The organism is Streptomyces sp. a15, assembly GCF_059026085.1.
Genome location: NZ_JBWLKM010000075.1, coordinates 1 through 13428 on the forward strand (window position 1 = coordinate 1; position 13428 = coordinate 13428).

15 protein-coding genes are annotated in these 13428 nt (G+C 70.4%); 6 read left to right on the plus strand and 9 right to left on the minus strand.

Features of this window, described 5'->3' with window-relative positions; translation table 11 throughout:
* The coding region (locus AC5P09_RS41175) for a transposase (protein ID WP_493878857.1) at window positions 1–121 on the plus strand (121 nt) is incomplete at its 5' end.
* A 108-nt stretch (window positions 122–229) separates the two neighbouring features.
* Here AC5P09_RS41175 and AC5P09_RS41180 read toward each other — a convergent pair.
* A complete protein-coding gene (locus AC5P09_RS41180) occupies window positions 230–487 on the minus strand; it encodes a nuclear transport factor 2 family protein (RefSeq protein WP_493878819.1) in 258 nt (85 codons plus the stop codon).
* Between the two features lie 180 nt (window positions 488–667).
* Here AC5P09_RS41180 and AC5P09_RS41185 point away from each other — a divergent pair, with 180 nt between their 5' ends.
* Both AC5P09_RS41185 and AC5P09_RS41190 read left to right on the plus strand, forming a co-directional pair.
* Window positions 668–1447: an SDR family NAD(P)-dependent oxidoreductase gene (locus tag AC5P09_RS41185; RefSeq protein WP_493878820.1), complete on the plus strand. Its 780-nt coding sequence runs from the start codon at window positions 668–670 to the stop codon at window positions 1445–1447.
* 57 nt (window positions 1448–1504) lie between these two features.
* Window positions 1505–2203 (plus strand): hypothetical protein, encoded by a 699-nt coding sequence (locus AC5P09_RS41190; protein WP_493878821.1) that lies wholly within the window; start codon window positions 1505–1507, stop codon window positions 2201–2203.
* A gap of 78 nt (window positions 2204–2281) precedes the next feature.
* Here AC5P09_RS41190 and AC5P09_RS41195 read toward each other — a convergent pair whose 3' ends face one another.
* On the minus strand, window positions 2282–2620 hold the full coding sequence (locus tag AC5P09_RS41195; RefSeq protein WP_493878822.1) for a winged helix-turn-helix transcriptional regulator: 339 nt from the start codon (window positions 2618–2620) through the stop codon (window positions 2282–2284).
* Between the two features lie 101 nt (window positions 2621–2721).
* Between AC5P09_RS41195 and AC5P09_RS41200 the strand changes: the two genes are divergently transcribed.
* Window positions 2722–3627 carry an NAD(P)-dependent oxidoreductase gene (locus tag AC5P09_RS41200; RefSeq protein ID WP_493878823.1) on the plus strand — a complete coding sequence of 302 codons (906 nt, stop codon included), beginning with the start codon at window positions 2722–2724 and terminating at the stop codon, window positions 3625–3627.
* Here AC5P09_RS41200 and AC5P09_RS41205 read toward each other — a convergent pair.
* Window positions 3602–4138: an HAD domain-containing protein gene (locus tag AC5P09_RS41205; protein WP_493878824.1), complete on the minus strand. Its 537-nt coding sequence runs from the start codon at window positions 4136–4138 to the stop codon at window positions 3602–3604. The two genes, AC5P09_RS41200 and AC5P09_RS41205, sit on opposite strands and share 26 nt — an antisense overlap.
* A gap of 221 nt (window positions 4139–4359) precedes the next feature.
* Here AC5P09_RS41205 and AC5P09_RS41210 point away from each other — a divergent pair, with 221 nt between their 5' ends.
* On the plus strand, window positions 4360–5262 hold the full coding sequence (locus tag AC5P09_RS41210) for a nitroreductase/quinone reductase family protein (RefSeq protein WP_493878825.1): 903 nt from the start codon (window positions 4360–4362) through the stop codon (window positions 5260–5262).
* A 20-nt stretch (window positions 5263–5282) separates the two neighbouring features.
* Here the strand turns inward: AC5P09_RS41210 and AC5P09_RS41215 are convergent, their stop codons facing one another.
* The 4 genes from AC5P09_RS41215 to AC5P09_RS41230 form a co-directional block, all read right to left on the minus strand.
* The gene (locus AC5P09_RS41215; protein WP_493878826.1) at window positions 5283–7316 is read right to left on the minus strand and encodes a HelD family protein; all 2034 of its coding nucleotides are present in this window, start codon (window positions 7314–7316) and stop codon (window positions 5283–5285) included.
* Between the two features lie 67 nt (window positions 7317–7383).
* The gene (locus AC5P09_RS41220; RefSeq protein ID WP_493878827.1) at window positions 7384–8010 is read right to left on the minus strand and encodes a TetR family transcriptional regulator; all 627 of its coding nucleotides are present in this window, start codon (window positions 8008–8010) and stop codon (window positions 7384–7386) included.
* Window positions 8011–8066: 56 nt separating this feature from the next.
* Window positions 8067–10253: a phosphotransferase family protein gene (locus AC5P09_RS41225; protein WP_493878828.1), complete on the minus strand. Its 2187-nt coding sequence runs from the start codon at window positions 10251–10253 to the stop codon at window positions 8067–8069.
* A gap of 251 nt (window positions 10254–10504) precedes the next feature.
* Window positions 10505–11380 (minus strand): winged helix-turn-helix domain-containing protein, encoded by an 876-nt coding sequence (locus AC5P09_RS41230; RefSeq protein ID WP_493878829.1) that lies wholly within the window; start codon window positions 11378–11380, stop codon window positions 10505–10507.
* A 170-nt stretch (window positions 11381–11550) separates the two neighbouring features.
* On the opposite strand from AC5P09_RS41230, the gene AC5P09_RS41235 reads away from it, so the two are divergent.
* Window positions 11551–11739 carry a hypothetical protein gene (locus tag AC5P09_RS41235; protein ID WP_307675745.1) on the plus strand — a complete coding sequence of 63 codons (189 nt, stop codon included), beginning with the start codon at window positions 11551–11553 and terminating at the stop codon, window positions 11737–11739.
* On the opposite strand, the gene AC5P09_RS41240 is transcribed toward AC5P09_RS41235, so the two are convergent.
* Both AC5P09_RS41240 and AC5P09_RS41245 read right to left on the minus strand, forming a co-directional pair.
* Entirely contained in the window at window positions 11730–12437 is a 708-nt protein-coding gene (locus AC5P09_RS41240; protein WP_493878830.1) for an HAD family hydrolase, read from the minus strand. The two genes, AC5P09_RS41235 and AC5P09_RS41240, sit on opposite strands and share 10 nt — an antisense overlap.
* A gap of 29 nt (window positions 12438–12466) precedes the next feature.
* On the minus strand, window positions 12467–13345 hold the full coding sequence (locus tag AC5P09_RS41245; protein WP_493878831.1) for a GntR family transcriptional regulator: 879 nt from the start codon (window positions 13343–13345) through the stop codon (window positions 12467–12469).
* Window positions 13346–13428 lie beyond the last annotated feature (83 nt).

A 13428-nucleotide genomic window follows, 5' to 3' on the forward strand; every position in this document is an offset into this window, starting at 1 on the left:
CGTCCGCCGGTACCTGTGGGGCGGACACTTCTGGTCCGGCTCCTACTTCGCCGGATCGTGCGGCGGAGCACCCCTGAGCGTTGTCAAGCAGTACATCGAAAACCAGCAGCGCCCCGTCTGACCGTCACCCCGGAGGCGCAGAGATGGCCCTCACCCCCGCCCTGAAGGGCGGAGCACTGGCCAAGATCAGAGGTAGATCCGGGTGACCTCCCGTTCTCCACCACGAGGCTCACCGCGCCGGCTCGCCGCCGATCTCGATCCGGCCCGCGGGCGCGCCGTTGAGGCATACGGTCGCCGTCTCGAACGCGGCCACCACCTGGTTCGCGCGCGCGAACAGCTTCGCCACTGTCTCGACCCCGTGGACCGGAGTCAGAGCGGCGACCACCTGTCCGCCACCATCGGCGATCATGACCACGTCCGGCGCCATGACCTCCAGCAGCTCCTGCAACCGCCCGGTTCGCATCGCGGCCAGGAACCGCTCCACCACGGCCTGCTGCTCCGACCGGCTCACCTGAACCCGCGGTCGCCGGGCCGCCACATGCTCGCGGGCCCGCCGGGCGCACGAATGTGACACCCACCGCCACCGCGCACGGGCCGCCGACCGACGCGGTGCCGCGCGCACAGGGCCATGGGAGAGCGCCGGGGACGTGCCGTCTAGGGTGCGGGCATGATCTCGCAGACCTACCTCTCCGAACTGTTCTCGCTGGACGGCCGGACCGCCGTGGTGACGGGTGGCAGTTCCGGCATCGGCCGGGCCATCGCCGGGGCACTCGCGCGGGCGGGGGCGAGCGTGGTGGTCGTCGCGCGCAAGGAGCCGGAACTGGCCGCCACGGTCGACGAGTTGGTGGCGGACGGCTGCCGGGCGGCCTGGGTGAGCGGCGACCTGAGCAGCCGCGACGGGGTGCGCGCGGCGGCGGAGCAGGCGGCCGGGGTGTTCGGCGAGCCCGACATTCTCGTCAACAGTGCCGGGATCAGCCTGCGGCCGCCGATGAGCGAGCTGGACGAGGACGTGTGGGACGCCACGATGGCGGTGAACCTGGAGGCGCCCTACCTGTTGGGCCGGCGCTTCGGACCCGGCATGGCCGAGCGCGGCTTCGGGCGGATCATCCACATCACCTCCCAGCAGGCGCACCGGGCGTTCGTCCAGAGCGGCGCCTACGGAGTCTCCAAAGGGGCGCTGGAGTCGCTGGCCCGCTCGCAGGCCGAGGCGTGGTCGCCCCACGGCGTCACCTGCAACACGCTGGTGCCCGGCTTCGTCATGACCCCGCTCAACACACGGCTGTCGTCCGACCCGGAGAAGGTGGCGGCCCTGGCCGCACGCACGATGGTCGGGCGCAACGGCCTGGCCGAGGACTTCGCCGGAGCGGCGGTGTTCCTGGCCGGCCCCGCCTCCGGCTACGTCACCGGGCAGGCGATCTTCGTCGACGGCGGGTTCTCGGTGCACTGAGCCTTGAGGCCGCACCCACGCATGAGGTGCGATGCCCGCGTGATGTTGGATGCCCACGTGACCATTCACAACGTGGCCGGCCGCCTGCCCGGCATACGTACGCTTCGCGATCACTGCCGGTCGATGGCGATGCTGGAAGCGATCCTCAGCCCGGACTGGGACAACCGGTACTACTCGTTCGACGCGCGCTGGTCCGACGGGGCGGAGGTGGCCTCGATGCGGAACGGATCGGGCGACGAGTTCTCCGTCGTCTCCTCGGCCGCGGGGGCGTACCTCCGCGGCTTTGCGCACGAGTCGCCCATGAGTCCCTACGTCGGTGACGGGCCGTGGCCCGGCGTGGTGGACGAGGTTCCGGAGGTCTTCCGTGCGTACGTCGAGGAGGACGCGTTCTCGGACGAGGACGGGATGCCGGTCGTGACCGCCTGCGCGTGGCGGGAGGCCGGTGACGTGGCGTGGCGGGCGGGGACGATCGAGTTCCCTGACGGGGGCGGCGACGATCCGGACGGCTCCGGGTATCTGTTCCGGCTGCTGGTCGACCGGTCTCCGGAGGCGTTCCGGGACTTCGCCGAGGACTGCCACGAAGTCCCCGTGTCCCTCGCGGCCGTTCGGCACGTGTGGGCGCTGAAGCCGCTCACCGACGAGGTCGTGACGGCTCTGGCCCCCGGCGGCTCCGACGCCCCCGAGATCTCCCTGGACTCCCTGGCACGCGACATCGCCGGGATCGGCTACCCGACGGGCGGCGGCACCGGCAGCTGACGCCGGCCTGGCCGCCGTACCCACTTTTTTGTGGGTACTTGGCAGCGCCCGCCGCACGACCGAGGCTGGTGTCTGCCATCAAGGAGTCGCCAGTTTCTCCAGGCGGCGGTGGCCCCAGTCGGAGAGGGGGGCAAGGGCCTCGGAGAGTTCTCGGCCGAAGTCGGTCAGGGAGTACAGGGTTTTCAGTGGGAGTACGTCGTGCACCTCCCGGTGCACCAGTCCGTCCGCCTCCATCTCGCGCAGCGCCTGAGTCAGCACCTTCTCGCTGAGCCCGGGCAGCAGGCGGCGCAGCTCGGCCGGGCGGTGCGGGCCGGACTCCAGCTGCCACAGCAGTGAGGTCTTCCACTTGCCGTCGATCACGGCGATCGCGGCGGTCACTCCACAGACGTTCAGGTCCTGAGCACGTCCGCGCGTCATCTTCGTCCCCACTCGTCTCGCCATCCATTGCCTGCGCCGGTTCGCGGATTTCCCGTTGCGGTTCCCGTCGCAATTCCCTTTGCCTTAACAGGAGTTCAAGCATGCCCACGTATTCCGACACCGACCAGTCTGCCCTCACCGCCACCGTCACCGTGCTCGGCCTGGGCCCGATGGGCCGTGCCCTCGCCGGCGCCTTCCTGGACGCCGGCTTGCGGACCACCGTATGGAACCGCACACCCGGCAAGGACCAGGAGCTGCTCGCCCGCGGAGCGACCGGCGCGGCCTCCGCCGCCGAGGCGGTCGCCGCGAGCGGGCTGACCGTCGTCTGCGTGGTGAACTACGACGCGGCCGACGGCATCCTGCGGGACGCCGCCGTCACCGACGCCCTCAAGGGCCGTACGGTCGTGAATCTGACCGCCGACACCCCCGACCGCGCCCGGCAGACCGCGGACTGGGCGGCCGCCCACGGCATCCGCTACCTGGACGGCGCGATCATGACGCCGACCACCACGATCGGCACGCCCCACGGGGTGTTCCTGTACAGCGGCCCCGAGGACCTGCACCAGGAGCACCGCCCCGTACTGGACGCGCTGGGCGGCACCCACACCCACCTCGGCGAGGACATCGGCCGGGCCGCCGCCCACGACATCGCCCTGCTCGACATCTTCTGGACGTCGATGGCGGGCTACGTCCACGCCCTCGCGATGGCCCGCGCCGAGGGCATCACCGCCCGCGAACTGGCCCCCTTCGCCCAGGGCATCGCCGCGATCCTCCCGCCGCTCTTCGCGGAGTGGGCGGACGACGTCGACAGCGGCACGTACTCCGGCGAGGGCAACCCCATCACCTCCGGCGTCTCCTCGATGTCCCACATCGTCCACGCCTCCGAGTCCCACGGCATCGACGCGAGCGTGATGCGCGCGGCCGAGGGCCTCGCCCGCCGCGTGGTCGGCCTCGGCCACGGCGAGGACGGGTTCACGCGGGTCACGGAGTTGCTGGGGCGCCGCTGAGCCGAAGCCGAAGCCATTCCGCCACGGCCGCGAAGTCCGCGTCGGTGAGCCCGTAACGGTGGTCCACCCTGTGCAGGAGGGCCGGGGCGGAGTGGTGGGCGGCCGCCCACGCCCGGTCGACGTCGGTGATCTCGTCGTCGAGCCAGACGAAGGGCCGGTTTCCCGCCCAGTCGACCAGAGGCCGCGTCTTCCAGTGCAGACCGGCAGGCCCGCCCCCGTCGTCCTCCTCGCCCGGCCAGTCCACCAGGGGCAACCGCGGCAGCCCCAGCCATGGCGAGAGGCACACGTTGGCGTCTTGCATCCAGGTCGTGGCCCATACGAGTTCACACCCCAGCCCCGCCAGCCGCGGGCCGAGCGCAGGGTCGAGCCGGTCGAGCAGCGGATGGGCGACGGCCTCGGCGGGCGGAGCCCCGAAGGGCGCCTCGAACACGGGGTACGGCCCCGGTGCCCCGAACGGGATGAGCGTGCCGTCGACGTCCAGGAAGAGAAGCGTCAGGGCACTCGCCTCCATCGCGACGCCCTCGTCAGGACGGAGAGAAACCCACTGGTACCGACCACGACAAGGACGCTACCGTGCCCTCATGACTGCCGGGTCGGCCTTGTGCCGTGAGCGAGTTGGGTGCCCGGCCTCTGAGTGAGGCCGGGGTGGGCCAGGGGCCCGCCTTCTTCTCTGCGCATTTCCCCAGGAATTTCCCAGGACGGAAACCAGCGACAGAGAAGGTACACAAAAGAATGCCCAACGAGTTCAATCAACAGGTCATCGACGAGTTCCGCGCCAACAAGGGCCGTATGAGCGGCTACTTCGAAGGCGCCCGGATGATCCTGCTCACCACCACAGGCGCCCGCACCGGCACCCCGCACACCACCCCCGTCGCCTACCTCCCCGACGGCGGTGAGCGCATCCTCGTCATCGCCTCGGCGGGCGGTGCGCCCACGCATCCCCACTGGTATCGCAACCTCCTCGCGCAACCGCGGGTCACCGTGGAGAGCGGCGCGTTCACGTACGAGGCGCGGGCCGTCGTACTGGAGGACGAGGAGCGGGAGCAGACCTTCGCGCGGGCCGTCGAGGCGGAGCCGGGCTGGGCGGCGTATCAGGAGAAGACGGAGCGGGTGATCCCGGTGGTCGCCCTGTACGAGATCGCGCAGGGCGGACCGCCGAACATCAATGCCGGGTCCATGGGCGAGGCGATCAAGGTCGTCCACGATGCCTTTCGTCGCGAACTCGCCCAGATCCGGAAGGAGATGAGCGGCCCGAGCAACACAGGCACAGACACAAGCGCAGACACAGGCGCAGGCGCAGGCACCCTCGGCGCCCAACTCCGCGTCAACTGCCTCACCTTCTGCCACGGCCTGCACAACCACCACACCGGCGAGGACCTCGGCATGTTCCCGGTCCTCGCCGACCGTCACCCGGAGTCCGCCCCCGCGCTGGCGCGACTGCGCGAGGAGCACGAGCGGATCGCCGCCCTCGTCGAGGACCTGCGCCGGGTCGTGACCGCCGAGGACGCGGACCCGGCCGCCGCCCGGGCGGAGGTCGAGCGGCTCACGGCGGAACTCGAGGCCCATCTGACGTACGAGGAAGAGCAGTTGGTGCCGCTCCTCGACGGGCTCCGCAACGGGCCCCGCGACGCGTGAGGCCGTAACCCGCGGGCGCCCTAGAACGGCAGTGGCCGCCCGTGCACCACCTCCAGCCGGGACACCGCCCGGGTGAGCACGACGTACAGCCGGTGCAGCCCCCGCTCCTCCGCCTCCGCGATCGCGGCGGGCTCGACGGCGACAACATGGTCGTACTCGAGGCCCTTGACCAGGGTCGCGGGTACGACGCTCACCCGCGCGGCCGGTTCGGACGGGTCCGCCACCGGGATCCCGGCCTCGTCGAGCGCCCGCCGCACCCGTTCGACCTCCGCGTCGGCCGCGACGACCCCGACGGACCCTTCGCGCGCCGCCGCATCCCGTACGGCATCCACGACCGCCCCCAGCAGCTCACCGTCCGCGACCGGCCGGAGCTTCAGCTCCCCGTCTCCGCGCAGCGACCGCCCCGCCGGGACGTCCACGTCCAGCCGCGCCAGCAGTCGGTTGGCGAACGCCACGACGGCCTTCGGCACCCGGAAGCCGGTCGTCAGCGGTACGACGGCCGCGTCCGGTTTCCCCAGGTGGCGCAGGGTCGTGTCCCAGGACCAGGCCGCCCAGGGGGTGGTCCCCTGCGCCAGGTCGCCGAGGACGGTGAGCGAGCCGAAGGGCGCCCGGCGGGCGATCGCCCGGCACTCCATAGGGGACAGGTCCTGCGCCTCGTCGACGACGAGATGGCCGTACGCCTCCGGATGCTCGACGAGCCCGGCGACCTCGTCGAGGAGGACGAGGTCGGCGGCCGACCAGCGCGCCGACTTCCACGACCGTGGCGGCCGCGCCCACAGCAGCGCCTTCCGCTCGTCGGCGTCCAGCAGTCCTTCCGAAGCGGCCCCCAACACCGCCGGGTCGGTGAGGAGTTCGGCGACGACCTCCTCCGCCCTGACCCGCGGCCAGACGGCATCGACGTACCCCCCGACCGCCCGCGACCGCGAGACCCGCTGCACCCAGGCGGCGCTCCGCGGCCCCGCCCGCCGCTCGGCCCGCAGCTGCACACACCGCACGACCCGGCTGCGCACCCGCTCCCGCCCGACACCGTACGGCGGCTCCTCGGCCCGTACGTCGGCCACGATCCGCGCGAGCTCGCCGGCGGCCACCCGCCAGCGGTACGACCCGTCGGGCACCGCGAGATCCACGGCCGCCCCCTCCCCCGACACCCGCGCGTACAGCGCCCGCCGCAGCACCTGAGCCATCCGGACGTCGTGCTTGACGACGGCCGTCCGCTCCTCGTCGGCACCGGTGACCGGGTGCCGGGCGATCTCCTCCAGGAGCGTCGACTGCCGCACGCCCCTCTCGCCCAGGGCCGGCAGGACCGCCGCGATGTACGACAGGAAGGTCCGGTTGGGCCCGAGGATCAGCAGGCCACCGCGGCGGATGCGCTGCGGGTGGGTGTAGAGCAGGTAGGCGGCCCGGTGCAGCCCGACGGCCGTCTTGCCGGTGCCCGGGGCGCCCTGCACACACACCGACACGGCCAGGTCCCCGCGTACGAGATCGTCCTGCTCGGGCTGGATGGTCGCGGCGATGTCCCGCATCGGCCCGACCCGAGGCCGCTCGATCTCCCGGGCGACGATGTCGCTGACCCGCGACTCCCCTTCGCCGAGATGCTCGTCCTCCAGCCCCGTCAGATCGGCGGAGTCGCCGCGGCTGCCGGGCGCCCAGCCGAAGCGGCGGCGGACGGCGACGCCCTGCGGGTCACCGGCGCTCGCCTGGTAGAAGGCGCGGGAGACGGGGGCGCGCCAGTCGACGACGAGGGGCGGGGCGGCGGGGTCCTCGCTGATCCGCAGCCGCCCGAGGTGGTACCGCTGCCCGGCATGCTCCCCGCCCGAGAAGTCCAGCCGCCCGAAGAACAACGGCCCTTCGGGCAGTTCCCGCATCTCCTTGGCCCGGCTGCGCAGCCGGTACCCGAGCACCTCGGCGTCGGCACCGGAGGCGGAGACGTCCTCGCCGGTGACGACGTGTTCCCCGGCCCCGTCGACCATGGCGGTGAGGGCGGCACGGCAGCGGTCGTGATGGGCGCGTTCGTGGCGGAGGGTGTCCTGGAGGGAAGGGTCGGGTGACGTCATTCCAACGAGCGTACCGGAATAACGTAACCGAGTTAAATTTTTTACTCAGTACCACCTGCTGACTTGCTTACGCCCGGTGCGGCAACCCCGCCTCCAACATCCCGAAGGCCCGCTCCGCCGCCGCCACCGCATCCCCCCGTACGTCCGCCGCCCGCTCCCCGCCCGCGATCCGCCGCCAGTTCTCCAGCGCCAGGATCCGCTGCACGGCCACGATCTGCCCGGCCGCCAGCCGTGCCTCCAGCCCCCCGCCGAGCGCCTCGGCCAACGCGGCCTCGGACCGCTCCTGGAACCCGTAGAGACGTGCCACCAGCGAGGGCGTCCCGTAGAGCAGGGCGTGGAAGGCGAGCACCTGGGGATGGTCATTGAGCCCGGTCACGGGATCCCACCGCTCCAGCCCGTCGAGAAAGTGCCGCCGCAGCGCCACGAGCGGCGCCGCCTTCCCTCGCGCCACCACCCGCGCGGCCTCCCCCTCGTGATCGGCGAACCGGTACAGGACCAGGTCCTCCTTCGCCGGGAAGTACCGGAACAGCGTCGGCTTCGAGATCTCCGCCGCGGCCGCCACCTCGGCGACGGACACCGCGTCGAACCCCTTCTCCAGGAACAGCCGGATCGCGATCTCCGACACGGTCTCGTACATCCGCTGCTTCTTGCGCTCACGCAGCCCGACCGCGCCCGCCTCGCCTTTCTCAGCCATGGGGTGAGGGTACGCAGGGTACGCACCACCCTGCGCTCGGCCGGGCCATGGCCTCCCTAGGCCAGGGCCCGGGCAAGGTAGGGGTTCGCCGTCAGCCGGACCGGCAGGCCGAGGGAGCCCGTGGCGACCGCCAGTGTCACGGCGTAGGAGTCGACCGCCCGCTTGACGTTGGGGGCGTCCAGGCTCGCGCCCGTCACGATGCGGTCGAGGTCGATGTACGCGGACCGGACGATCTCGATCCAGCGGTACACACGCCAGTCCTTGCGCCAGTCGCGGGTGTACTCGGGCGGCAGCTTCTTCTCCCAGCGACGGAACATCCGGTCCCGGATCTCCGGCCGGGTCGGAGTGAGGTGCATGTGCCGCACCAGGTCGTAGAGGGGATCGCCGACCACGGCCATCTCCCAGTCGATGATGGTCAGCGCCAGGTGGTCGTCCCGCCGTACCAGGTTCCACGGGTTCAGGTCGCCGTGCAGCAGCGCCGGTTCCCGATGGCTCACCTCGTGCCGGGACAGGATCTCCTGCAGACGGTCCGCTTCGGGCAGCCCGAGCAGCCGGGCGAGCTGCTGCGACTCTTTCGGCAACTCGCGCACCAGCGTGACGAGTTGACCCCTCAGCCAGCGGTGGAAGCTGCCTTCCCCGGATGTCGGGTCGACCTGCTTGTACTTCACGCGCGTCAGTGCGCAGAGCTGATCGACGAGCGCGTCCGCCTCGTGCGGCAGCAGCCCGTGCTCCGGATGGCGGAGGGGCTTGTCGATGTCCCACGGTCCGACGTACGTGTGAATGGCGAAGCGGTCGTTCGGATAGCTCTCGCCCAGCGCCAGGGCCCTCGGCGCCGCCACGGCGATGTGGGCCTGCTCGATGGCCCTCAGTACGGCGTGTTCACTGAGGAAGCTGCGCTCCCGGCGGCAGACGTCGGGCAGCTTGCGCCGCACGACCACGGGAAAGTCGATGCTCGGCACCCGGACCACGGTGTTGAGGTGCGCGGTCCCCTTGAACACCCGGCCCGCAGGCGCGGCCCCCTCCGCCACCAGGGCCTCCCGCACGGCGGAGACGGGAAAGTCCGGATGCTCGGGAAGACGCCGGTCCGGCTCCCAACGAAAGGTCTGGACGAGCCGCCCCTGGCCGTCGTACGAACCGCCGCTGCGGGACGTCAGCCACCGGAACAGAGCCCGTTCGATCTCCAGCTCGCCCGGCAGACTGGTGAGCCGCAACGGCTCCGCAGCCGCTTCGAGGGCGCGGCGCACCTCCGCCGTCGCCTCGTTCAGGCTCTTCTGGGTGCGGGTCTCCTCCAGGAACCGCGCGGCCCGCATCACGTCCGGGTAGACGGACTGCGCCCGCTCGAAGGCGACGTAGTGGCGCAGGTCCCTGGTCAGGCCGTTCACGGCTGCGGGACGCGTACGCCGCATCGCCTCGGCCCACGCCTCGACCACCTCGTCCCACTGGTGCGGCGGGTACTGCATGCGCACAAGATGGGTCGCGAGGTCGTGCAGGGGGTCGCCGTAGGTCGCCAGCTCCCAGTCGACGCAGATGAGCGGCGGAGCGCCGCCGTACGACACGATCAGATTGTCGCGGTGCAGGTCGGCGTGGAGCAGGCTGTACGGCCGCCGGGCCATGGTGGGGACACGCTCGGCCAGCCGGAGCAGGGCGTCCTCGGGAATGCCGAGCGACGCGAACAGCCCGCCGAAGACCGCTCGGTTGGGCCGCCTGATCTGCCGGTCCGCGAGGTGCGCCAGAGTCCGCAGGAATCCCTGGCTGTCCGTGTCGTTGCGCGGCCAGACGGACGGCAGCGCCGGCAGCGCCCCGCGCCGCACCTGCGTCATCTGGGCGAGCAGGCCTGCCAGGGCCTTGATGAGCAGAGTGTCGACCGGTTTGCCGTTCGCACAGACGGCGGAGAGCGGTACGCCTTCCACATGGCTGTGGATCGCGAAGTGTTCCCGTTGGACGAGGCACTCCGGCACGTACGGCAGGACCCCCTTGATCGCGGCGAGGATCTCCCCCTCGTCCTGCCAGGTCCTGATCACCACAGGCAGCACGTCGCTGCGCCGGATCCGGACGGTGACGGACGTGCCGACCGGACGCCGGAGCGCACGCGCCATGGGTTCCGTCAGGGGGAGCACGTAGTTCTGGTTGTGGTACCCGCTGGCCGACTGGCCCTCCGCGGCGGCCCATCCCACGAACGCTTGGTAGGTGTCGTCGAGCGTGGCGCGCTCCCCGAGAGGACGGGGATCGGGACGTGCGCCCACTGGCTGCTCCGGGTACGAGAAGGGGGAAGCTATGGCAAACCGTAAGCACGCGTCGGGAATCACGCATGAGGAACGACGCCGACGTGGCCACAATGGGTGGTCTGCCACTCTTCTGCGCGAGGTCCGTGCGAAGCCGTTCGTCGTCGTTCGCGGTTGGCCTGTTGGCCATTTCATACGGACGAAGGCGAGCGTTTGCTCAGTGTGTGCGGGCATGCTAGCAAGCTGCCGGACCCGTCCTTGACCCGGTTCGGCTATTCGGAGAGCAGGTGCCAGACCGAGTCGAACCATTTCTGCATGCTGTCCACGAAGACGGTGCCCGGCGAGTTCGTGTCCCGGTCCTTCAGGTGGTGGGTCAGAGTGGCGCCGAAGCCCAGGACATCGAGCGCGGTGACCTCCTCGCCGGACTCCAGCACGATTTTGCGCTCGACCACTTCATACAGCCCGTGCAGTGCCTCGATGCCGTTGAACAGGTAGAGCTTGAAGGCCGGGGTCAACGGCGCGTGACGGATCTGTACGTCGACGAAGGGCACCAGTCCTTCGGTCTGCAGATCTCTCAGCAATCCCCCGAGCGACTCCGTGTGCAGCTTGGTGATGGTGCGCAGGCGCTCCCGCAGGCGCGGGTCGTTCTTGTCGTCCTTGACGCGCGGGTAGGGCAGGGGCAGCGTCACGTCCGGCAGGAGCATGCGCAGGGCGATGTGCTGGGGCGTGATGGCGCCGCCGCGGATGCGCTCCACCTGGAGCCGGATGTGCGCGTCCAGGGATTCCGACGTCAACGTATAGACGTCCAAGGTGACTTCGGGCTGTTCGAAGGCCTCACTGATGAGCGGTCCCAGCGTCATGCCGTGGCGCGACCTGGTTGCCTTGGCCGCCGAGGACTGTATGCGCTGGGTCTTGATCACCCGTGACCCGCTGCCCTGCCGTGACTCGACCCAGCCCTCGTCGGCCAGTTCCCGCAGCGCCCGCTGCACGGTGTCCCGGGAGACCCCCAGTTCCTCCGCGAGGTCGCGCTGTGAGGGCAGGAAGGAGCGCAGCGGATACGTCCCGTCCGTCATCCGCCCGCGCAACTCGTCGGCGACCCGCTGGAACTCCCTGCCGCCGCCACCCTCGCCGGTCTGCTGTGCATCCACGTGTGGACCGTACCGCTTCCGGTCCACCACCAAACCAATCGCGACCCAACTGGACGGTCACATTGGCCTGTTGGTTAAGCGATCAATTGGACGGGGCAGACCAGTCTCAAGCAAGTCAGTCCAATTGGACGGATTGTTGGGGCACTTCACCGGAAGCGGAAGGGAGGTGGATGGACATGCTCCTGTTCCATGTACTCACGGGACTCTGCGAGCTCTCCCTGGGCCTGCTGGCGCAGGCGAAGCTCGGTGCGCTCGGTGTGGTGCTCCTGTTCCTGATCGGCGTGGGCATAAGGGCGCGCCGTGGCGGTCTCGCCGTCGGGGCCGCAGTGGTGTTCGCGCTGTTGATGACTCAGGCCTGAGCGCGGAGCAGATTGAGCACAGGCTCCAGCGAGGCGACGACCGCCGTCGCGCCCGCGTCCCTCAGAAGCTTTTCCTTGTGGTCATTACGCGCGTAGCCCAGAAACGGGACGCCGGCCTCATTGGCGGCGAACAGGTCCGAGGGGGTGTCGCCGATCATCAGTGCGGCTGACGGTGCCGAACCCATCGCGTTCAGGGCCCGGTTGAGACAGTGCGGGTCGGGCTTGAGGTGGCTGAGTTCCTGGGTGCGGCCGTAGATGTGGGGAGTGAAGCAGGCGGTGAGCCCGCGGCCGGCCAGGTAGGTGCGGACCACGCGGGGGGAGTTGTTGGTGGTGATCGCCAGCCGGGACCCGACCGCCGTCCAGGTGCGGATCAGCGGGTCCGCATACGGGGTGGGCATGGCCGACGAGGTGGCCCGCAGTTCTTCCTGGGTGAGACGTTCCTCCAACTCGTCCACCAGGTCACTGCCCGGGTGTCTGCGGTCGACGGCCCGCAGGACTATGTGCGGGTCCAGGGACCGCCGCTCGGCCTCGCTCAGCAAGCCGCGCAGCCCCTGCCCTTCGAGCCAGTCCACCAGGTCGTCCGCCACCTTGGCCGCCGCGTGGCCGGCGAACAGGCGGCAGATCGGACCGTCGAAGTCCCAGAGCACGACACGCGCGCGCGTGATCAGTTCTTGCAGTGCCTCGGTCTCCGCTGCCACAGGGTCAGTCTGCGTCGTATCAGAAGTCACTAGGAGAGTGTCAGGTCCGTCGTGATGGTTTCCCAGAGGGCGTCGAACCACTTCTGGGATTCCTCCACGAATGCGGCGTCGCGCTGGCCGGCCGCGCTGTCGAAGGAGAAGAGGAGGGATTCGGTGCCGAGGACGTCGTACATGTCGAGGGTGCCGCTGTCCGAGAGCTCCTCTCGGCGGGTGACCATGTAGTACGCCATGAGCGCCTCCGTGCCGTTGAGCAGGTACAGCTTCACCGGTGGGGTGAAGGGGAGGGCGCGGAACGTGACCGAGACGTCGATGCCGTGCGAGGAGCGCAGGGAGCGGAGGTTGTGGCGCAGGACGTGACCCTGGGCGTTGCGCATGTCCAGCCAGCGCTGGTGGACCGGATCGTCGTCGCCGCTGCCGTCGACCTGGACCGGGAAGGCCAGGGCGATGTCACGGGAGGGCAGGAGGATGCGGGCGTCGATGGAGCGGGGGCGGATGCGGCCCTCATGGATGTGGCGGATCGGCTCGCCCAGGGCCAGCATCAGCGACTCGGCGGTGAGGCACGCCGCGTCGATGCGCACCTCGGGGGCGGAGAAGGCGGCCGTGAGGCGGGAGGCCAGGCCGACCATGGTCGGCTGCGGCTCCTCGCTGTTCGGGGCGACCTCGGCGATCCGCGGCGGGCTTCCCTTGCTCACGTTGCTGAGCAGCCCGTCCTCCTGGAGCACCCGCAGGGCCTGCCGGACAGTGCCCCGCTCCACGTTGAACTCCTCCGCGAGTTCCGCCTGGGTGGGGAGGCGTTGGCCCGCCTTGAGGTCACCCGCCCGGATGCGTTCGCGCAGGATGTCGGCGATTTCCTGGGGGGAGAGCCTTCTGCTGCCGTTCACTGCCACGTTCTCCTGGGTCACGACCAAACGCTACAACTTCGATCCATCTATGGGGAGTTGTTTGGAAGTTGTTTATGAGTAGCTGCCAAGTGGGGACAACATAACCAGAG

What these genes read in the sequence shown, in the direction of transcription:
- AC5P09_RS41215 (WP_493878826.1), bottom strand. Translation starts at nt 7,316, where the DNA reads ATGACGTCACCCGACCCTTCCCTCCAGGACACCCTCCGCCACGAACGC.
- AC5P09_RS41235 (WP_307675745.1), top strand. Translation starts at nt 11,551, where the DNA reads ATGGACATGCTCCTGTTCCATGTACTCACGGGACTCTGCGAGCTCTCC.
- AC5P09_RS41200 (WP_493878823.1), top strand. Translation starts at nt 2,722, where the DNA reads ATGCCCACGTATTCCGACACCGACCAGTCTGCCCTCACCGCCACCGTC.
- AC5P09_RS41195 (WP_493878822.1), bottom strand. Translation starts at nt 2,620, where the DNA reads ATGACGCGCGGACGTGCTCAGGACCTGAACGTCTGTGGAGTGACCGCC.
- AC5P09_RS41185 (WP_493878820.1), top strand. Translation starts at nt 668, where the DNA reads ATGATCTCGCAGACCTACCTCTCCGAACTGTTCTCGCTGGACGGCCGG.
- AC5P09_RS41220 (WP_493878827.1), bottom strand. Translation starts at nt 8,010, where the DNA reads ATGGCTGAGAAAGGCGAGGCGGGCGCGGTCGGGCTGCGTGAGCGCAAG.
- AC5P09_RS41205 (WP_493878824.1), bottom strand. Translation starts at nt 4,138, where the DNA reads ATGGAGGCGAGTGCCCTGACGCTTCTCTTCCTGGACGTCGACGGCACG.
- AC5P09_RS41210 (WP_493878825.1), top strand. Translation starts at nt 4,360, where the DNA reads ATGCCCAACGAGTTCAATCAACAGGTCATCGACGAGTTCCGCGCCAAC.